Source organism: Promicromonospora kroppenstedtii (assembly GCF_044389675.1).
GTDB classification, from domain to species: domain Bacteria; phylum Actinomycetota; class Actinomycetes; order Actinomycetales; family Cellulomonadaceae; genus Promicromonospora; species Promicromonospora kroppenstedtii.
Genome location: NZ_JBIRYI010000002.1, coordinates 202,384 through 220,938 on the forward strand (window position 1 = coordinate 202,384; position 18,555 = coordinate 220,938).

Here is an 18,555-nt window from a genome sequence, read left to right on the forward strand (position 1 = left end):
GCCGAACGGCCTGCCGCGCTCAGCTCACCACTCTGCGGACGCGCCCCGCGGCGAGACCGTGCGCGGCACGTCCCACGGGTTGTCGTCGCGCAGCGGCGCCGGCAGCAGCTCCTGCGGGGCGTCCTGGAACGTCACGCCGCGCAGGAACCGGCCGATCGCGGCCGTGCCCACCGACGTGCCGTCCGTCGTCGTCGCGGGCGACGGTCCGCCGTGCTGCATCGCGGGGGTCACCGCGACCCCCGTGGGCCAGCCGCTCAGCAGCACGCGCCCGGCGTGCTCACCCAGCGCCGACACGAGCGCGCCCTGGTCCGCACTCGTCTCCCCCGCCCCGAGGTGCAGCGTGAGGGTCAGGTTGCCGGGGAACAGCTCCCCGACGACGGCGGCCAGGTCGGTGCCGCGCGGGTACTCCACGATCACGGAGAACGGTCCGAACACCTCGTCGAGCACCGCCTCCCCGGCACCCCGGAGCGCGTCCAGCGACACCGAGACGAACGTCGGCGTCACCCAGGCCTGGCCGTCGGCGTCCCGGCGGAACCCGCCGGGGCGCACCACGCGGACGCCGTCGGCCCCCAGGACCGCCGAGACGCGCCGCTCGTAGCCGTCGGCGATCGACGGGTTGAGCAGCCGGTGCTCGGGCACGTCGGCCGCGGCGGCGACCACGGCGTCGTCGTACGCCGTGCCGTCGGGGACGAGCAGGAAGCCCGGCTTGGTGCAGAGCTGCCCGGCGGAGCCGGACACGCTCGCGACGTACCCCGCGAGCAGCGCGTCCCCGCGCTCCTCCAGGGCCGCCGCCGTGACCAGCACCGGGTTGACACTGCCGAGCTCGCCGAAGAACGGGACCGGGTCGGGCCGCGCGGCCGCCCGGGCCGCCAGGAGCTGGCCAACCCGCTGCGACCCGGTGAACGCGGCCGCCCGCACGGACGGGTGCTCCAGCAGGGCCACGCCGGCGTCCTGGTCCGTGACGAGCTGGAGCGTGCCCTCGGGCAGGCCCGCCTCGACGAGCGCACCGGCCACGATCTGCGCCGTCCGCTCGGACAGCCACGGGTGGCCCGGGTGCCCCTTGACGATCACGGGGCAGCCCGCCGCGAGTGCCGCGGCGGTGTCGCCGCCGGCCACGGAGAACGCGAACGGGAAGTTGCTGGCCGCGAAGTTGAGCACGGGGCCGACGGGCCACAGGGCCCGGCGCAGGTCGGGGCGGGGGCCGAGCACAAAGTCGGGGTCGGCCTCGTCGAGGCGGACGTCGAGGTAGGCGCCGTCGGCCACGACGTGCGCGAACAGGCGCAGCTGCACCTGGGTGCGCTTGAGCTCGCCGCGCAGGCGGGCCTCGGCGAGGCCGGTCTCGACCTGGGCGGTGGCCACGAGCTCGTCGGCGTGCTCCCCGAGGGCCGCTGCGGCGCGGCGCAGGGCGTCGGCCCGGGTCGCGGGGGCGACCTGGGCCAGCCCGGCGAAGGCCGCGGCGGCCGTGCGGGCCACGTCGTCGACGGTGCGGTCGGGTGCGGACGCCGCGGTGGCGGTCATGTCTGGGCTCCTCATGGAAAGGCCGGGATCAGAAGACAGGGTCAGAAGACGAAACCCGTGGGGAACGGGTCGCTGGGGTCGAGCAGGTAGTTGGCGGTGCCGGTCACCCAGGCGCGGCCGGTGATCGTGGGCAGCACGGCGGGCAGGCCCGCGACCGTGGTCTCCCCCACCAGGCGCCCGACGAACCGGCTGCCGATGAACGACTCGTTGACGAAGTCGGTCTCCAGCGCCAGTTCGCCGCGCGCCCAGAGCTCGGCCATGCGGGCGGACGTGCCGGTGCCGCACGGCGACCGGTCGAACCAGCCCGGGTAGATGGCCATGGCGTGCCGGGACAGCGTGGCGTCCGAGCCGGGCGCGATCAGCTCGACGTGGTGGCAGCCCTCGACGCCGTCGAGCTCCGGGTGCTTGGGCATGGCCGTCTCGTTGATCGCGTCCATGATCGCGAGCCCGGCGGACAGCAGGTCCTGCTGCCGCTCGCGGTCGAACGGGAGCTTCAGGTCGTCGAGGTCGACCAGCGCGTAGAAGTTGCCGCCGAACGCCATGGAGTACGGCACCGTGCCGTAGCCCGGCACCTCGACCGTCTGGTCGAGGGCCGTGACGAAGCTGGGCACGTTCTCGATGGTCACGGAGTCGGCGTGGCCGTCGCTGACGGCGACCTTGGCCACCACCAGCCCGGCGGGCGTGTCGAGCCGGATCTCGGTGACCGGCTCGACGACGTCGACCATGCCCGTCTCGACGAGCACGGTGGCCACACCGATGGTGCCGTGGCCGCACATGGGCAGGCAGCCGGACACCTCGATGTAGACGACGCCCCAGTCGCAGTCGGGCCGGGTGGGCGGCTGCAGGATGGCGCCGCTCATCGCGGCGTGCCCCCGCGGCTCGTTCATCAGGAAGTGCCGCAGCTCGTCCATGTGCTCCATGAAGTACAGCCGCCGGTCGTTCATGGTCTCGCCCGGGATGGGGCCCACCCCGCCGGTGACGACGCGGGTGGGCATGCCCTCGGTGTGCGAGTCGACGGCGGTGATGGTCCTGCTGCTGCGCATGTCGCTCCTGTGCTCGTTCCGTGGGGGCCGGGTGGGTCAGCGCGAGGCGATGTAGCTGAGCGCGGCCTCGGTGTCCTTGCGCACCTGTGCCTCGTGCTCCGCGGACAGCGGGCCGCGCGGCGGGCGGGTGGGCCCACCGTAGCTCTGCCCGGCCATGTCGATCGAGAGCTTGATGGCCTGGACGAACTCGGTGCGCGAGTCCCAGCGGAACACGGCCACGAGGTGGCGGTACAGCTCGCGGGCCTCGTCGATCCTGCCCTCGGTGACCAGGGTGTAGATCTCGACGGCCTCGCGCGGGAACGCGTTCGGGTAGCCGGCGAACCAGCCGACGGCGCCCGCGACGAGCGACTCGAACAGCAGGTCGTCGGCCCCGGCGATGACGTCGAGGTCGGGGGCGAGCTCCTTGATCTCCAGCACGCGGCGCACGTCGCCGGAGAACTCCTTGACGGCCACGACGTTCTCGAGCTGGGCGAGCTCGGCCAGGATGCTGGGCGTGAGGTCGACCTTGGTATCGATCGGGTTGTTGTAGATCATGATCGGCAGGCCGACCTCGTTGACCGCGGCGTAGTGAGCGATCACCTCGGAGCGGTTGGCGCGGTAGATCGTGGGCGGCAGCAGCAGCACGCCGTCGGCGCCGTCCTCCGCGGCGAGCTCGGCCCAGTGCTTGGCCTGGTGCGAGCCCACGCCGTGCACGCCGGCGACGACCAGCCCGCGGCCGTCCACCGCCTTGACGGCGGTCTGGATCACCTTGCGGCGCTCGTCGTCGGTGAGCGAGGAGTACTCGCCGAGCGACCCGTTCGGGCCGACGCCGCGGCAGCCGTTGTCGATGAGGAACTCGCAGTGCGCGGCGAACTTGTCGTAGTCGACGGCCAGGCCGGCCGGCGCGGACTCGTCGGGCGTGAAGGCGAGCGTGGTGGCGACGATGACGCCGCCGAGGTCGAATCGCTGGTTCATGTCAGGTCTCCTGTGGTTGCGATGCTGCGGAAAGAGAAGTCGTGGGCAGGGAAGGATCGAGTGAGGGGGCGGGCAGCGCTGCCAGGTCGCCGAGGCGGACGGGCACGACGATCGGACGGCGGTCGACGCCCGACCCGCCGTCGTCCAGCAGCTCCTGGAGCGTGCGGCCGCACATGCGGGCCTGGCACGGGCCGAGCCCGGCGCGGCTGGTGAGCTTCACGGAGCGGGTCTCGCGCGAGCCGGTCAGGTCGACCACCTCGCGCAGCCGCCCGTAGGTGGTCTCCTCGCACCGGCAGACGACGGTGTCGTCCTGCAGCCAGCGCACCCACCCGCCGCGGATGCCGTGGGCGGCCTCGATCCGGGCCGCGAACCCGCGGGACCGGTTGCGGGCGCGGGCCGTCCGGGCGGCCCGGGCAGTCCCGAGGTCGCCTCCGGCCGCGGCGGTGCCGGCGACGGCGCCCTCGGCGAGCGCGGCGTCGGCGCCGCCGATGCCGGTGAGCTCGCCCGCGGACCACACGCCCGGCACGGAGGTGGCCTGGGAGTCGTCGACCACCACGAACCGGGCCGGCGTCAGCGCGCAGCCGGCGGCGATCGCCAGCTCCAGGCGCGGCGTGAACCCGTGGCTCACGGCCACGGCGTCGGCCTCGACCTGGCGTTCTGTGCCGGGCACGGGTGCCCAGCGGGCGTCGAGGCGCGCGATGGTGACCGCCTCGACCTGGCCGTCGCCGTGCGCGGCGACCACGGCCTCGCCGGGCCGCCACGGCACGCGGTGGCGCACCAGCTCGCGGACGTAGCCCGCCAGCTCGCCGGCCTTGCCGGCCGCGCCGAGCAGCTCCCAGGGCCGGTCCAGCCAGCCGCGCGCGAGCGGGGCGAGCCCGCTCGCCTCGTGCACGCCGACGACGGCGGCACCGGTGCGCAGCAGCGAGGACGCGACCGGCAGCAGGAACGGCCCGGCGCCGGCGACGACGACGCGGCGTCCGACGGCGACCCGCTCCCCCTTGGCCAGCGCCTGCGCCGCCCCGGCGGAGTAGACGCCGGGGAGCTGCCAGCCGGGGAACGGGAGGGTCCGGTCGTGGGCGCCGGGCGCGAGCACGACGGCGTCAGGTTCGACGGCGCGGGCTTCGCGGCCTGCGGCGTCGGGCTCCCCCACGAGCACGTTGAGGCGCACACCGTCGTCGAGCCGTTCGAGGGACCACACCTGCGCGGAGGGGACGACCGTGACGGCGGGGTGCGCGTGCAGGGCGCGGGCCAGCTCACGGTAGGTGCCCCACTTGTGGTGCAGCACGCGCTCGTTCGCCGCCGGCCGCGAGGCGGGCAGGTGCCGCCAGTACTGGCCGCCGAGCACGTCGGCGGAGTCGAGCACCGTGACCCGCGCCCCGGCGCGGGCGGCGGCGTGCGCGGCGGCGAGCCCCGCGGGACCCGCGCCCACGACGACGACGTGCCGGGCCGGCGCGCCGCTCACGGGGTCGCCTCCGGCCCGGTGACGGACTGCCCCGCGACGGACCACTCCGCGACGGGCTCGCCCTGCCGGGCCACCACGTCGCCGTCCTGGGCGCGCCGCAGGCAGGCCCGCACGTCGCGCAGACCGTTGACCTCCACGACGCAGTCGAAGCAGACGCCGATGCCGCAGAACACGCCGCGCGGGGCGCCGTCCTGGCTGGTGGTGCGCCACTGGCGCCGCCCGGCGCCGAGCAGCACGCCCGCGATGGTCTGTCCGGCCGTGCCGGGCACGGGCTCGCCGTCGACCCAGATGGTCAGCGGGTGGTCGGGGCCCGGCCGCGCCGGGTCCGAGCCGGCGGGCATACGGTGCGAAGTCATGGTCGTGCCCCCTCGTGAGCGTTCTCGGGCGTGTCAGACGTACGGTTCCCTCGGGTGACCTGAGCGTCTGGCACGTCAGGGGTGGGTCGCAGGGCCGCGAGGGTGGGCCGGGCGACGGCGTAGGGCGCCGGGTCGACCGCCGGGTCGAGCCCGAGCAGCCCGGCGGCCAGCAGGTCGCCGGTCGCGGGGGCCAGGCCGACGCCCGCGCCCTCGTGCCCGGTAGCGAACCACAGCCCGGCCAGGGCCGGGTCGGCGCCGACCACCGGCAGGTGGTCCGGCATGTACGGCCGGAAGCCCAGGTAGGAGCGCATCACATTGGTCTGCGCGAGGAACGGGAACACGGCCACGGCCCGGCGCGCCATCTGCCGGAGCACCTCGGCGCGGAAGCGCTCGTCGAACCCGACCTGCTCCCGGCTCGACCCGATCAGCACGGTCCCGCCGCGCGTCGACTCGATCACGGCGGAGGTCTGCAGCTCGGCGCCCGCGGACTGGGTCGCGGCGAAGTAGTCGCCGTCGTACACCTTGTGGTGGATGCGCTCGCGCATCGGGGTGGTCACGAGCACCGTGCCGCGCCGCGGCCGCACCGGCAGCCACGCGCCGAGCCGCTCGGCGACCTCCCCGGACCAGGGCCCGGCCGCCACGACCACGGCCCCGGCCGCGACGTCGCCGCGCGTGGTGGCCACGCCCGTCAGCCGGCCGTCGGCGCCGAGCAGCGGCCCGGTCACCTCCATCCCGGTACGGACGACGGCGCCCGCGCGGCGCGCGGAGGCGAGCAGCGCCTCGGCGGCAGCGACCGGCTGCACCTGGGCGTCCTGCGGGTAGTGCACGCCGCCCAGGACTCCGGGCGCCAGATCGGGCTCCAGCTCCCGGGCCCGGTCGCCGGTCACCTCCACCGCGTCGACGCCGACGGCGCGCTGCGCGGCGGCGAAGTCGCGCAGGCCGGTCAGGCCCGCGGCCGAGGTCACCACGACGAGGCCGCCCTTCGCGTCGTGCTCGATCGACGGGAACCGGGGGCCGAGCTCGTCCGCCAGCTCGTCGGCGAGCTCGGCCCACCGGCGCAGCGACTCCTGGGCGAGCACGAGCTCAGGCCCCGGACCCTTGTCCGAGACCAGCAGGTTTCCCTCGCCGTGGGCACTGGTGCCGGCGGCCGCGGCCCCGCGGTCGAGCACCACCACCGAGGCACCCGCGAGCGCCAGGGAGCGCGCGCACGCGGCGCCCACGATCCCGGCGCCGACGATGACGACGTCCGCAGCCACTTCCACCCCCTCCATCGCTCCGCTTGTCTCTGTGTCTCCCCGGGGTACGCGGCACGCGCCCCGGCCGTACCGCTCAGTCCTCGGGCTTGCCCGCCCACGTGCCCAGCGAGTGCCCGATGTGCCGCTCCATGAGCGCCTTGGCGCCGGGTCCGTCGCCGGCCGCGAGCAGGTCGAGCAGCTCGTGGTGCTCCTGGGCCGAGCTGGCCAGGGTGCCGCCCGCGACCATCGTGGACAGGCCGAGCAGCCGCGCGCGGTCGCGCAGGTCGGCCACGATCTCACCGGCCACCGGGTTGCCCAGCAGGCCCATCAGCCGCAGGTGGAACGCCTGGTCCGCCTGCAGGTAGGCGATGAGGTCACCGGTGCGCGCGCCCTCGACGATCTCGTCGGCGAGCGCCCGGAACTCACCGAGCTGCCCCACGGGGAACGACTTGGCGAGCCGTTCCATCCACACGGGCTCGATGACCATGCGGACGGCGGCGACGTGCCGCAGCGTCTGGTCGCTCACGCGGGTGACGCGGAACCCCTTGTTGCGTACCGCCTCCAGGAACCCGCGCCGCTCCAGGTCCAGCACGGCCTCGCGTACGGGGGTCGCGGACACGTCGAAGCGCGCGGCCAGCGTCGGCACCGAGACCAGCTCACCGGGTTCCAGCTCGCCGGCGACGATCGCGGCCACGAGGGCACGGTGAACCTGCTCGCGCAGGCTCGCGACCGGCGCCAGGCGACGGACCGACGGGGTCGATGATGCTGAGCTCATGGTGCTCTCCAGTGGGGTCAGGCTCTGACAGTAGAATATTACACACGACAGGAAACCCGTCGTCAATGCCGCCAGAGGGTACCTGAGCGTGGCCTGGTTCGCCGGACTTTGGCCCGCCAGAACTGGCTTCATCCCGCCGAAACGCGACGTTTACATTCATCCCATCGACACTGCGGTACCGTCTCAGTAACATATCACGCATCACATATCGAAGGCGGGCCGCGTCGACGACGACCACGGCCGCGCCGGGGCCCTACCCGTACGACCAAAGACGCAAGTCACCGACCGAGAGGCCACACCGTGAAGCACCACCGGATAACGACGGCAGTCATCGCCGTCGCCACCACATTCGCGCTCGCCGCGTGCGGCGGCGGCGGCCAGAACCCCTCCACCTCCTCGGGGGCGGGCGGGTTCGACGCAGAGCCCGCCGAGGGCGGCACCGTCCACGTGCTGCAGAACGCCGACTTCTCCTACCTCGACCCGGCCCGCGGCTGGGACGGCGGGGTGAACAACTTCTACCGGCTCGTCTACCGCCAGCTCACGACGTCGGCGCCGGGCTCGGCGGACGACCCGACCGCGATCGTGCCGGACCTGGCCGAGTCCCTCGGTGAGGTGTCCGACGACGGTCTGACCTGGACCTACACGCTCAAGGACGGGCTCAAGTTCGAGAACGGCGACCCGATCACCTCCGCCGAGGTCAAGTTCGGCGTCTCGCGAGCCTGGGACCCGGAGATCGGCATCGGCTCCCCGTACCTCAAGCAGGTGATCGACGCCCCCGAGGACTACGAGGGTCCCTACAAGACCGGTGACCTGCCGACCATCGAGACCCCGGACGAGCAGACGATCGTCTTCCACCTGAAGAAGCCGTTCCCCGAGTTCGACGCCGTGGTCTCCCAGGTCAACGCGACCCCGTTCCCCGAGGGCAGCGGCGCCGGCGACGAGTTCATCCACGAGATCGTCGCCTCCGGGCCGTACAAGCTGGCCGAGTACGTGCCGGGCAGCACCATCAAGCTGACGCGCAACGAGAGCTGGGACGCCGCGACCGACGACGTGCGGGCCGCCAAGCCGGACGGCTGGGAGTTCACCATCGGCCTCGACCCCGCCACCATCGACGAGCGCCTCATCGCCGGGCAGGGCACGGACGTCAACGCGATCGCCGGAATCATCCAGCCCGCCACGCTGCCCCGTCTGCAGACCCCGCAGCTGCAGGAGCGGGTGCTGCAGTTCGACGGCATCTGCACCACCTACATGGGCCTGAACACCACCAAGGCGCCGCTCGACGACGTCCGGGTGCGCCAGGCGATCAGCTACGCCGTCGACCGCAACGCCATCGTCAACGCGAGCGGCGGCACGCAGCTCGGCGCCCCGTCCACGACGATCATCCCGCCGGCGGTCGCCGGTCACAAGGACTTCGACCTGTACCCGTCTGCCGACGGCACGGGCGACGTCGAGGCCGCGAAGAAGCTGCTCGACGAGGCCGGGCTGTCCGACGGGTTCACCCTGACCCTCGACATCCGCTCGCAGGAGTCGATGCAGGCCCAGGCCGAGTCGATCCAGCAGTCGCTCGAGCGCATCGGCATCACCGTCGAGCTCAACCTGATCGACACGTCCACCTACTACGAGACCATCGGTACCCCGTCGCAGCAGCACGACGCCGCCATCACCGGCTGGTGCCCGGACTGGGCCTCGTCGGCGGCGACGTTCATCCCGCCGCTGTTCGACGGCCGCAACATCTACGAGAAGGGCAACAACAACCTCGCCCAGCTCGACGACGAGGACGTCAACGCCCGGATCGACGAGATCGGCGCCATGACCGACATCGCCGCGGCGAACGAGCAGTGGGGCGACCTCGACGAGCAGATCCTCGAGCTGGCGCCGATCGTCCCGCTGATGGTCGCCAAGACGGTGCTGCTGCCGGGTGAGAACGTCACCGGGCTGCACTCCTCGGCGAACGCCGCGAGCGGCGGCATCGACTTCGTCGGTGTCGGCCTCAAGGACCCCGAGAAGGGCTGATCCATGACGTCCACCCCGACTGACCTCACGGCCGCCCAGGCCGTGGCAGCCGGGTCCGGCGACACCCCCGAGGCGCCGGCGGCACCAGCCGCCGGCGCCCTCCGGGCGGGTGCCGGCGGTACCTGGCAGGCCCTGCGCCGCGACGTCGGCGCGATGCTCGGCCTCGGCTACATCGCGCTCGTCACGCTCGTCGCGATCCTCGCGCCCGTCCTGACCGCGATCAGCGGCTGGACCCCGTACGAGTTCGACCAGACCGCGATCGACCCCAACCTCGGCGGCATGCCGATCGGCCCCTGGGGTGGCGTGAGCGCCGAGCACTGGTTCGGCGTCGAACCGGGCAGTGGCCGCGACATCTTCGCCCGCATCGTCTACGGCGCGCGGGTGTCCATGAGCATCGCGCTGTCCGCCACCGCGCTGACCACCGTGCTCGGCGTCTCGCTCGGGCTCGTGGCGGGCTACTTCGGCGGCCGCGTCGACCTGGTGATCTCGCGCGTCATGGACTTCCTCATGGCGTTCCCCGCGCTCATCTTCATGATCGCGGTGCTCTCCGCGCTGCCGGCGGGTAACCGGTCCACGCTCCTGGTGGTCGTGATCTCCGTGTTCGGCTGGCCCTACCTGGCCCGGATCGTGCGCGGGCAGACCATGTCGCTCGCGCAGCGGGAGTTCGTCGAGGCCGCCCGCGCCGCCGGGGCGAGCGGCACGCGCATCGTGTTCCGCGAGATCCTGCCCAACCTGCGCTCCACGATCATCGTGATGGCCACCCTCGCCGTGCCGGGCTACGTCGGCACCGAGGCCGGGCTGTCCTTCCTCGGCGTCGGCGTCGTACCGCCCGAGCCGAGCTGGGGCCAGATGATCGCCGCGTCCGTGAAGTGGTACGCCGTCGATCCCGCGTACTTCGTCTTCCCCGGCGTCTGCCTGTTCCTGCTCGTGCTCTCGTTCACCGTGCTCGGCGACCGACTGCGCGCCGTCGTCGACGCCCAGGAGGGCCGCTGATGCCCCGGTTCCTGATCACCCGAGTCGCCTCCGGCCTCGGCGTGCTGTTGCTGGTCTGCCTGTTCACGTACCTGATCTTCTTCGCGCTGTCGCCGGACCCGGCCGTGCAGATCTGCGGCAAGAACTGCACGCCGGAGGTCATCGACCAGATCCGCGGCAACCTCGGGCTGGACCAGCCGTTCTGGACGCAGTTCTTCCACTTCGTCGTCGGCATCTTCGCGGGCCGCACCTACGGCGAAGGGGCTGGCGCCGTCGACTGCGCCGCGCCCTGCCTCGGCTACTCGTTCCAGTCCAGCCAGGCCGTCTGGGACATGATCATCCAGCGCCTGCCGGTCTCCGCGACGATCGCCGTGGGCGCCGCCGTGCTGTGGCTGCTCGCCGGGCTGGCCGGCGGCCTCCTCAGCGCCGTCAAGGAGGGCACCTTCCTCGACCGGTTCACCACCGGCCTGACGCTGACCAGCATGTCCATCCCCAACTACGTGCTCGCGCTCGTGCTGCAGTACGTGCTGGTGGTCAAGCTGCAGTGGCTGCCGTTCCCGCAGGCCGTCGCCTTCGCCGACGATCCCGGGCAGTGGTTCGCGAACTTCGTCATGCCGTGGATCGTGCTCGCCGTCGGCTACGCGGCCGCCTACACCCGGCTCACGCGGGCCAACGTGCTCGACGTGCTGCGCGAGAACTACGTGCGCACGGCCTACGCGAAGGGCCTGGCCCAGCCGCTGGTCTGGCGCCGGCACGCCTTGCGCCCCGCCCTGACGCCGATCGTGACGATCTTCGGGATGGACTTCGCCGGCCTGCTCGGCGGCGCGCTCATCACCGAGACCGTCTTCGGCATCAACGGCGTCGGCAAGATGGCCGCCGACTCCATCGCCCGGAACGACCAGCCGGTGATCATGGGCGTCACCCTGCTGGCAGGGTTCCTCGTCGTCGTCGGCAACATCGTGGTCGACGTCGTCTACACCGCCATCGACCCGAGAGTGCGGGTGAACGCATGACGCTCCTCCAGGTACGCGACCTCACCGTCACCTTCCCCACCCCGCGCGGCCCCCTGGACGCCGTCCGCTCGCTCGACCTCGACCTGGAGCCCGGCGGCGCGCTGGGCATCGTGGGCGAGTCCGGCTCCGGCAAGTCCATGACCAGCCTGGCGATCATGGGCCTGCAGCCGCGGGCCGCGCAGCGCACCGGCAGCGTGCGCCTGCGCGACCAGGAGCTGGTCGGGCTGTCCGAGGCCGAGCTGCGCCGCGTGCGCGGCGACCGCATCGCGATGGTCTTCCAGGACCCGCTGTCCTCCCTGAACCCGTACTACACGGTCGGGCTCCAGATCGAGGAGGCGTACCGCGCCCACCGGCCCGGCACCACGCGCCGCGTGGCCCGGCGGGTCGCGGTCGAGGCGCTGGAACGGGTGCACATCCGCGACGCCGCCCGGCGCGTGGACCACTACCCGCACCAGTTCTCCGGCGGCATGCGCCAGCGCGTCATGATCGCCATGGCCCTGAGCACCGAGCCCGAGCTGCTCATCGCCGACGAGCCCACGACCGCGCTGGACGTCACCGTGCAGGCGCAGATCCTCGACCTGCTGCAGGAGATCCGGCGTGAGACCGGCACCGGCCTGGTGCTGATCACGCACGACCTCGCCGTGGTCAGCGAGGTCACCGACCACATCGTCGTCATGAAGGACGGCGTGTGCGTCGAGCGCGGACCCGTCGAGCAGATCTTCACCGACCCGCGGCACACGTACACCCAGGCGCTGCTCGACGCCGTGCCGCGCATCGACGACGAGATCGGCGAGCTGCGCGCGGTGACACCCGGCGCAGCCGGCGACGTCGGGCAGCGGAACGAGCAGAACGGAGGCGCCGCATGAGCACGCCGCTCCTGAGAGCCACGAACCTCGTCAAGGAGTTCCCGGTGCTGGGCACCGGCGGGCTGCTGCGCCGCCCGGCGACCTTCCGGGCCGTGGACGACGTGAGCTTCGAGATCAACGCGGGCGACACGCTCGCCCTCGTGGGCGAGTCCGGGTCGGGCAAGTCGACGACGGCGCGCCTGGCCGCCCGCCTGCTCGACGTCACCTCCGGGACCGTCGAGCTCGACGGCGAGGACGTCACCCGGCTGGGCCGCGCCGACCTGCGCCGGTTCCGCAGCGAGGTGCAGGTGGTCTTCCAGGACCCCTACTCCTCGCTCAACCCGCGGCACACCGTGGAGCGCATCGTCACCGCTCCCCTGCTCTACCAGCAGCGCGGCATCCCGGGCGGGGCGCGCGCGTTCACCCGCGCGCTCATGGAGCGGGTCGGGCTGGACCCGGACCACTCCCAGAAGTACCCCGCGCAGTTCTCCGGCGGGCAGGCGCAGCGCATCGGCATCGCCCGCGCGCTGGCCGTCGGCCCGCGCGTCGTCGTGTGCGACGAGGCGGTCTCGGCCCTGGACGTCTCCGTCCAGGCCCAGGTGATCAACCTGCTGCGCGAGCTGCAGCGCGAGGAGGGCCTCACCTACCTCTTCATCGCGCACGACCTCGCCGTGGTGCGGCAGATCGCCACGCGGGTCGCGGTGATGACCCAGGGCCGGATCATCGAGGAGGGCGAGCGGGACGTCGTCTTCGACGCGCCGCAGCACGAGTACACGCGCAAGCTGCTCGACGCCGTGCCCCGCATCCGCCCCGAGTGGGAACGGGAACGACGGCGCAACGCGGCGCTCGCCGCGGGAGCCACGGCATGAGCGCGGGCTGGACCACCTACCTGCTGCCCGGCATCGGCGTCCGCGAGCGCCGCCTCGCGGTGCCGCTGGACCGCTCGGGCCGGCTGGCGGGCGAGGTGACGCTGCTCGTCCGTGAGCTGGTGGACCCGACGCGCGCCGACGAGGACCTGCCGCTGCTGGTGTACCTGCAGGGCGGGCCGGGCGGCGCGAACCCGCGCCCGCTGCGCCGGGACGGCTGGCTGGACGTGGCGCTGCGCGACTACCGCGTGGTGTTCGTGGACCAGCGGGGCACGGGCGGCAGCTCGCCGCTGGACGGCGAGGCCCTGGCCGGGCTGGACGCCGCCCAGGGGGCCGACCTGCTGGCCTGCTACCGGGCCGACTCGATCGTGGCCGACCTGGAGGACGTGCGCCGGAAGGTGTACGGCGGGCGGCCGTGGACGACGCTCGCGCAGAGCTTCGGCGGCTGGATCACCCTGACGTACCTGTCGGTGGCACCGGAGGCGCTGCGCGCCTGCTACGTCGCGGGTGGCATCCCGGGCACACCGCCGGACGCCGCGGAGGTCTACCGCCGCACGTTCGGCCGCGTTGCGGGCAGGACGGCGGAGTTCTACCGGCGCTACCCGGCCGACGTCGACGCCGTGGCGGCGATCGCGGACCGGCTCGCGCAGGGCGACGTGCTCCTGCCGGACGGCGACGTGCTGACGGTGCGCCGGTTCCAGTCCATGGGCATCGACCTGGGCATGAAGCCGGGGCCGGAGCGCCTGCACTGGTTCGTCGAGAAGGCGTTCGCGGCACCGGGCCGGCTGTCGGCGGGGTTCCTGCAGGAGGCGATGGTCCGCACGTCGCAGGCGGACGGGCCGCTGTTCTGGACGCTGCAGGAGTCGATCTACGGGCACGGCGCGAACGGCCCCACGGGCTGGGCGGCGCAGGCCGAGCGCGACCGGCGGCCGGAGTTCGACGCGGACCGGCGTCCGCTGCTGTTCACGGGTGAGATGGCGTTCCCGTGGATGTTCGACGAGATCCGGCTGCTGCGGCCTTATCGGGGCGCGGTGCACGAGCTGGCGGCGCGCCAGGAGTGGTCGCCGCTGTACGACCTGGACCGCCTGGCCGCCAACGAGGTGCCCCTGGCGGCCGTCGTCTACCACGACGACATGTTCGTGGACTCCGGCCTGCAGCTCGACACGCTCTCGCGGGTCGGGTCGGCGCAGGCCTGGGTCACCAACGAGTACGAGCACGACGGGATCGGTGACGCACGCGTGCTGGAGCGCCTGCGGGAGCTGGTCCGCGACCGAGGAGGAGAGATTCGATGAGCACGCACCACACCCCTGGCCGGCCGCCGTACGCGGGCACGCGAGCGCCCCGGCTGGCCGAGAGCGACGCGTTCAACGCCCACATGGCCCGCGGCTGGGGCGCGCCGGACGTCGTCGTCCCGATGATCCCCGGCGCGCCGGAGGCCGCCGCCGACCACCGCCGCCGCCTGTCGGAGCGCATCGGCGCGCGCGACGCCGTGGTCAGCGCCGGGCGCGCGCCGCTGCGCAACGGCGACGCGATGTACGGGTTCCGCGCCGACAGCGACTTCGTGTGGCTCACGGGCACCCAGGCCGAGGACGGCGTCCTGGTGCTGCGGGCGCACGAGGGCGGGCACGACGCGACGCTGTACCTGCCGCCGCCCGCCAAGCCGGGCGAGAGCGCGTTCTTCGGCAACGCGGCGTACGGCGAGCTCTGGGTGGGGCCCTCCCCGGACCTGGCCGCGTGGGCCGAGGCGTACGGCATCGCGGTCGAGCCGCGGGCCGCGCTCGACGGCGTGCTGGAGAAGCTGGACGGCGCGCTCGCCTCGCCGTCGGTCGACGACGACCTGGTGCGACGGTTCGGCCTCAAGCCGTCCGAGGACCTCGCCCGCGCCCTGTCCGACCTGCGGATGATCAAGGACGACTGGGAGATCGGCCAGCTCCGCGAGGCGATCGACCACACCGTGACCGGGTTCGACGCCGTGGCCCGCGAGGTGCCGCGCGCCGTCGGCGGGCTCGGCGAGCGCTGGCTGCAGGGCACGTTCGACCGGCACGCGCGCACGTTCGGCAACGGGCCGGGCTACTCGACGATCGTCGGCTCCGGACCGCACGCCCCGACCCTGCACTGGGTGCGGTGCGACGGCCCGATCCTGCCCGACATGCCGCTGCTGCTCGACATGGGGGTCGAGGCGAACTCCCTGTACACGGCTGACGTGACCCGCACGATCCCGCCGTCGGGCACCTTCAGCGCCGTGCAGCGCCAGGTGCACGACCTGGTGGAGAAGTCGCACCGCGCCGGCATGGCGCAGATCCGGCCCGGCGTGGAGTACCTGGACTTCCACTACGCGTCCATGGAGGTCATCGCGCAGGGGCTGCACGACTGGGGGCTGCTCGACGTGTCGGTCGACGAGGCGCTCTCCCCCGGCGGGCAGCAGCACCGGCGCTGGCTGGTCTGCGGCATCGGGCACCACCTGGGGCTCGACGTGCACGACTGCGCCCACTCCGACTACCAGGCCTACCAGGCCGCTCCCCTGACCCCCGGCGTCGTGATGACGGTCGAGCCCGGCCTGTACTTCCACGCCCACGACGAGACCGTGCCGCCCGAGCTGCGCGGCATCGGCGTGCGCCTGGAGGACGACCTGCTGGTCACGGCCGACGGCGCCGAGGTGCTCTCGGACGCCCTGCCCATCGACGCCGCCGGCATCGAGCGCTGGACCGCGGAACGGATCGGCGATGCCTGAGGCCGTGCTCTCCTTGCCGGGCGTGGGGACCCGGGTGGCCGAGCCGTTCCCGCTCGCCGACGTCGAGGTCACGGGCGGCGTCTTCACCCGCGCCCGCGACCAGATGCTGCACCTGGCGCGCGTCTACCCCGTGGACCGGCTGCTCGCCGTGTTCCGCGCCAACGCCGGGCTGGACACCCGCGGCGCGCTGCCGCCGGGCGGCTGGGAGGACTTCGGCCACCCCGACGAGGACGCCTGGGGCCCGCACGACTACCCCGGCCGGGAGGCCGCTCCCACGGCCAACCTGCTGCGCGGCCACTACGCGGGCCACTTCCTGTCCATGCTGGCGCTCGCGGCCGGCGGCCCGGGCGACGCCGACGACCGGGCCGAGCTGAAGGCCAAGGTCGACGAGCTGGTCGCTGGTCTGCGGGAGGTCCAGGAGACGCTGGCGGCCACGGGCCGGTACAGCCACCCCGGGTTCCTGGCCGCCTACGGCGAGTGGCAGTTCTCGCGCCTGGAATCGCTGGCGCCCTACGGCGAGATCTGGGCGCCGTACTACACGTGCCACAAGATCATGGCCGGTCTGCTGGACGCCCACCGGCACACCGGCTCGGCCGTGGCGCTGGAGGTCGCCGCCGAGATGGGGCGGTGGGTGCACGGGCGGCTGTCCGTGCTGCCCGCGGAGCAGCGCGCGGCCATGTGGGCCCTGTACATCGCCGGCGAGGCAGGCGGCATGAACGAGGTGCTGTGCGACCTCGCCGTGCTCACCGGGGACCGCACGTTCGTCGAGACGGCGCGGCTGTTCGACCTGGACACGCTGCTGGAGTTCGCGGCAGCGGGACGCGACGAGCTGGACGGCATGCACGCCAACCAGCACGCCGCGACGCTGCTCGGCTACCTCGCCCTGGGCGACCTGACCGGCGAGGCGCGCTACACGGACGCCGTCGTCAACCTGTGGGACATGCTCGTGCCCGGCCGCACCTACGCGCACGGCGGCTCCGGCGAGAACGAGCTGTGGGGGCCGGCGGGCGCGGTCGCGGGCGACATCGGCAACCGCAACGCCGAGACGTGCGTGACCTACAACATGCTCAAGATCGCGCGCGCCCTGTTCGAGCGCACGGGCGAGGCGCGGTTCGCCGACTACTACGAGCGGGCCGTGACCAACCAGATCCTGGGCTCGCGACGCGACGTCGACTCGGACGACTCCCCCGAGGTGACGTACATGTTCCCCGTACACCCGGGGGCGCTGCGCGAGTGGGACAACGTGGGCACCTGCTGCGGCGGCACGGGGCTGGAGAACCATGTCAAGTACCAGGACTCGGTGTACTTCCGGTCGTTCGCCGGTGCCGCGCGGGTCGTCTGGGTCAACCTCTATGTGGCCTCGACGGCGAGCTGGCCGGAGGCGGGCGTCCGGCTGGTGCAGCGCACGGACTACCCGCTGGAGGGCGGCAGCCGGATCGAGGTCGACGCGACCGGCGACCTGGAGCTGCGCCTGCGGGTGCCGGGCTGGGTCGCGAGCGGCGCCTTCACCGTGACGGTGGACGGCGAGCCGCAGTCCGTCCGGGCCGACGGCGGGTACGTCGCCCTGCGGCGCGACTGGCGGCCCGGCACCGTCGTCGAGGTCGACCTGCCGCTGACCCTGCGCGAGGTCCCGGCCCCCGACGACACGTCGGTGGTCACCCTGGAGCTCGGGCCGACGGTGCTGCTGGCCCGCAGCGCAGCCACGACCTGGCTGCCGCTGGAGGCCGCGACCTGGCGGCGGCTGGACGGCACGCTGGAGGCCCCGCTGACCTCCGCCGACGACGGCACATGGCGCCTCGGCGACCTCGTCCTGGAGCCGACCTGGTCCGGGTCCGACGCCAGGTACCACATGTACCTGCGCCGGTCCGACGCGCGGATCGCGTTCGCGGGGGCCGACCCCGCGGCGGACTCGGGCGTGCCGAACGCCGCGCGTACGGACGGGCGGACGTTCCTCGACGTGCTGTGGTCGGACGGCGGTTTCGCCGACCGGGCGGGGTTCGTCGAGGCCGTGCTGCGCACGACGCACGAGTTCGTGGACCTCGGGCTGCTCAGCGCCGCGGAGGGACGGCGGGTGCTGCTGGCGGCGGCGCGCTGCGACGTCGGGCGATCGCCCGAGGCCGACGCCGGGCCCGGATCCGAGGGCCGGGCCACCGAGGAGTCCGCGCTCCTGTCGCGGGCGCCGACCACCACGCACGCGGGCTCCGCGCCGCGCGTCGAGATCGTCGCGGCCACCGCGCCCGGCGTCAGCGGCTGGTACCTCCGGCCGCCGGAGCTCACGGTCAGCGCGCGGGCCGACGTCGGCGAGCCGGTCGTCGAGGTCCGCGTCGGCGACGAACCCTGGACGCCCGCCGGCCAGGAACCGCTGGTCCTGACCGACGGCGTGCACACGGTCACCGCGCGCGCCGTCGACGAGGCGGGGCGGGAGCGCCGCGTCGTCCGCGAGGTCAGCGTCGACACCCGGCCGCCGCGCACCACCGTCACCACCAAACGCCTGGGCCCGCGGGGCGTCGAGATCAACCTCGCCGCCGTCGACGACGTCTCGGGCGTGGACAGCATCCGGTGGAAGGGGCCCGACACGTTCTGGGCCACGTTCGCCGAGCCGTTCAGCCGGGCGCTGTCCGACGTGCCCCAGGTGATCGAGTTCGCCGCGACCGACCGGGCGGGCAACCAGGAGCCGGTGCGCACCCTGGTGCTCCCGCCCGCGGACGCCGACTGACAGCTCCGCCGGGCGCCCGCCCGGCGGGGCAGGCAAGGTTCCACCGATGTCCGACC

Annotated in this window: 15 protein-coding genes; 8 read left to right on the forward strand and 7 right to left on the reverse strand. The window is 73.6% G+C overall.

Translation table 11 applies throughout. From position 1 onward, the window contains the following. Positions 1-24 precede the first annotated feature (24 nt). The 7 genes from ACH47X_RS04680 to ACH47X_RS04710 all read right to left on the reverse strand — a co-directional run bounded on the left by ACH47X_RS04680 (position 25) and on the right by ACH47X_RS04710 (position 7,343). The gene (locus ACH47X_RS04680) at positions 25-1,518 is read right to left on the reverse strand and encodes an aldehyde dehydrogenase family protein (RefSeq protein ID WP_397401875.1); all 1,494 of its coding nucleotides are present in this window, start codon (positions 1,516-1,518) and stop codon (positions 25-27) included. Positions 1,519-1,559: 41 nt separating this feature from the next. Next, the gene (locus tag ACH47X_RS04685) at positions 1,560-2,561 is read right to left on the reverse strand and encodes a proline racemase family protein (RefSeq protein WP_036963387.1); all 1,002 of its coding nucleotides are present in this window, start codon (positions 2,559-2,561) and stop codon (positions 1,560-1,562) included. Positions 2,562-2,597: 36 nt separating this feature from the next. Then, the gene (locus ACH47X_RS04690) at positions 2,598-3,515 is read right to left on the reverse strand and encodes a dihydrodipicolinate synthase family protein (RefSeq protein WP_397401878.1); all 918 of its coding nucleotides are present in this window, start codon (positions 3,513-3,515) and stop codon (positions 2,598-2,600) included. A 1-nt stretch (position 3,516) separates the two neighbouring features. Continuing rightward, positions 3,517-4,977, reverse strand: coding sequence for an NAD(P)/FAD-dependent oxidoreductase (locus ACH47X_RS04695; protein ID WP_397401880.1), 1,461 nt, complete (start codon positions 4,975-4,977; stop codon positions 3,517-3,519). After that, the gene (locus ACH47X_RS04700; protein ID WP_397401882.1) at positions 4,974-5,333 is read right to left on the reverse strand and encodes a (2Fe-2S)-binding protein; all 360 of its coding nucleotides are present in this window, start codon (positions 5,331-5,333) and stop codon (positions 4,974-4,976) included. The genes ACH47X_RS04695 and ACH47X_RS04700 overlap by 4 nt, the downstream gene beginning before the upstream one ends. Further along, complete coding sequence (locus tag ACH47X_RS04705; protein WP_397401884.1) at positions 5,330-6,589, reverse strand: NAD(P)/FAD-dependent oxidoreductase; 1,260 nt, start codon at positions 6,587-6,589, stop codon at positions 5,330-5,332. Before ACH47X_RS04705 ends, ACH47X_RS04700 begins: the two co-directional genes overlap by 4 nt. A 73-nt stretch (positions 6,590-6,662) precedes the next feature. Beyond that, positions 6,663-7,343 (reverse strand): GntR family transcriptional regulator, encoded by a 681-nt coding sequence (locus ACH47X_RS04710; protein WP_026366195.1) that lies wholly within the window; start codon positions 7,341-7,343, stop codon positions 6,663-6,665. 300 nt (positions 7,344-7,643) lie between these two features. On the opposite strand from ACH47X_RS04710, the gene ACH47X_RS04715 reads away from it, so the two are divergent. Genes ACH47X_RS04715 through ACH47X_RS04750 form a run of 8 tightly spaced genes read left to right on the forward strand, consistent with a single transcriptional unit; the run spans position 7,644 to position 18,499 of the window. Then, positions 7,644-9,356: an ABC transporter substrate-binding protein gene (locus tag ACH47X_RS04715; protein WP_397401886.1), complete on the forward strand. Its 1,713-nt coding sequence runs from the start codon at positions 7,644-7,646 to the stop codon at positions 9,354-9,356. 3 nt (positions 9,357-9,359) lie between these two features. Beyond that, positions 9,360-10,349, forward strand: coding sequence for an ABC transporter permease (locus ACH47X_RS04720; RefSeq protein ID WP_397401888.1), 990 nt, complete (start codon positions 9,360-9,362; stop codon positions 10,347-10,349). Further along, entirely contained in the window at positions 10,349-11,341 is a 993-nt protein-coding gene (locus ACH47X_RS04725) for an ABC transporter permease (protein WP_397401890.1), read from the forward strand. The genes ACH47X_RS04720 and ACH47X_RS04725 overlap by 1 nt, the downstream gene beginning before the upstream one ends. Further along, entirely contained in the window at positions 11,338-12,207 is an 870-nt protein-coding gene (locus ACH47X_RS04730; RefSeq protein ID WP_397401892.1) for an ABC transporter ATP-binding protein, read from the forward strand. Before ACH47X_RS04725 ends, ACH47X_RS04730 begins: the two co-directional genes overlap by 4 nt. Next, entirely contained in the window at positions 12,204-13,055 is an 852-nt protein-coding gene (locus tag ACH47X_RS04735) for an ATP-binding cassette domain-containing protein (protein ID WP_397401894.1), read from the forward strand. The genes ACH47X_RS04730 and ACH47X_RS04735 overlap by 4 nt, the downstream gene beginning before the upstream one ends. After that, on the forward strand, positions 13,052-14,344 hold the full coding sequence (locus ACH47X_RS04740; RefSeq protein WP_397401896.1) for an alpha/beta fold hydrolase: 1,293 nt from the start codon (positions 13,052-13,054) through the stop codon (positions 14,342-14,344). Before ACH47X_RS04735 ends, ACH47X_RS04740 begins: the two co-directional genes overlap by 4 nt. Beyond that, complete coding sequence (locus tag ACH47X_RS04745; RefSeq protein WP_397401898.1) at positions 14,341-15,783, forward strand: aminopeptidase P family protein; 1,443 nt, start codon at positions 14,341-14,343, stop codon at positions 15,781-15,783. The genes ACH47X_RS04740 and ACH47X_RS04745 overlap by 4 nt, the downstream gene beginning before the upstream one ends. Continuing rightward, complete coding sequence (locus ACH47X_RS04750; RefSeq protein WP_397401900.1) at positions 15,776-18,499, forward strand: glycoside hydrolase family 127 protein; 2,724 nt, start codon at positions 15,776-15,778, stop codon at positions 18,497-18,499. The genes ACH47X_RS04745 and ACH47X_RS04750 overlap by 8 nt, the downstream gene beginning before the upstream one ends. Positions 18,500-18,555 lie beyond the last annotated feature (56 nt).

What these genes read in the sequence shown, in the direction of transcription:
- ACH47X_RS04680 (WP_397401875.1), bottom strand. Translation starts at nt 1,518, where the DNA reads ATGACCGCCACCGCGGCGTCCGCACCCGACCGCACCGTCGACGACGTG.
- ACH47X_RS04685 (WP_036963387.1), bottom strand. Translation starts at nt 2,561, where the DNA reads ATGCGCAGCAGCAGGACCATCACCGCCGTCGACTCGCACACCGAGGGC.
- ACH47X_RS04690 (WP_397401878.1), bottom strand. Translation starts at nt 3,515, where the DNA reads ATGAACCAGCGATTCGACCTCGGCGGCGTCATCGTCGCCACCACGCTC.
- ACH47X_RS04700 (WP_397401882.1), bottom strand. Translation starts at nt 5,333, where the DNA reads ATGACTTCGCACCGTATGCCCGCCGGCTCGGACCCGGCGCGGCCGGGC.
- ACH47X_RS04710 (WP_026366195.1), bottom strand. Translation starts at nt 7,343, where the DNA reads ATGAGCTCAGCATCATCGACCCCGTCGGTCCGTCGCCTGGCGCCGGTC.
- ACH47X_RS04720 (WP_397401888.1), top strand. Translation starts at nt 9,360, where the DNA reads ATGACGTCCACCCCGACTGACCTCACGGCCGCCCAGGCCGTGGCAGCC.
- ACH47X_RS04725 (WP_397401890.1), top strand. Translation starts at nt 10,349, where the DNA reads ATGCCCCGGTTCCTGATCACCCGAGTCGCCTCCGGCCTCGGCGTGCTG.
- ACH47X_RS04730 (WP_397401892.1), top strand. Translation starts at nt 11,338, where the DNA reads ATGACGCTCCTCCAGGTACGCGACCTCACCGTCACCTTCCCCACCCCG.
- ACH47X_RS04735 (WP_397401894.1), top strand. Translation starts at nt 12,204, where the DNA reads ATGAGCACGCCGCTCCTGAGAGCCACGAACCTCGTCAAGGAGTTCCCG.
- ACH47X_RS04740 (WP_397401896.1), top strand. Translation starts at nt 13,052, where the DNA reads ATGAGCGCGGGCTGGACCACCTACCTGCTGCCCGGCATCGGCGTCCGC.
- ACH47X_RS04745 (WP_397401898.1), top strand. Translation starts at nt 14,341, where the DNA reads ATGAGCACGCACCACACCCCTGGCCGGCCGCCGTACGCGGGCACGCGA.
- ACH47X_RS04750 (WP_397401900.1), top strand. Translation starts at nt 15,776, where the DNA reads ATGCCTGAGGCCGTGCTCTCCTTGCCGGGCGTGGGGACCCGGGTGGCC.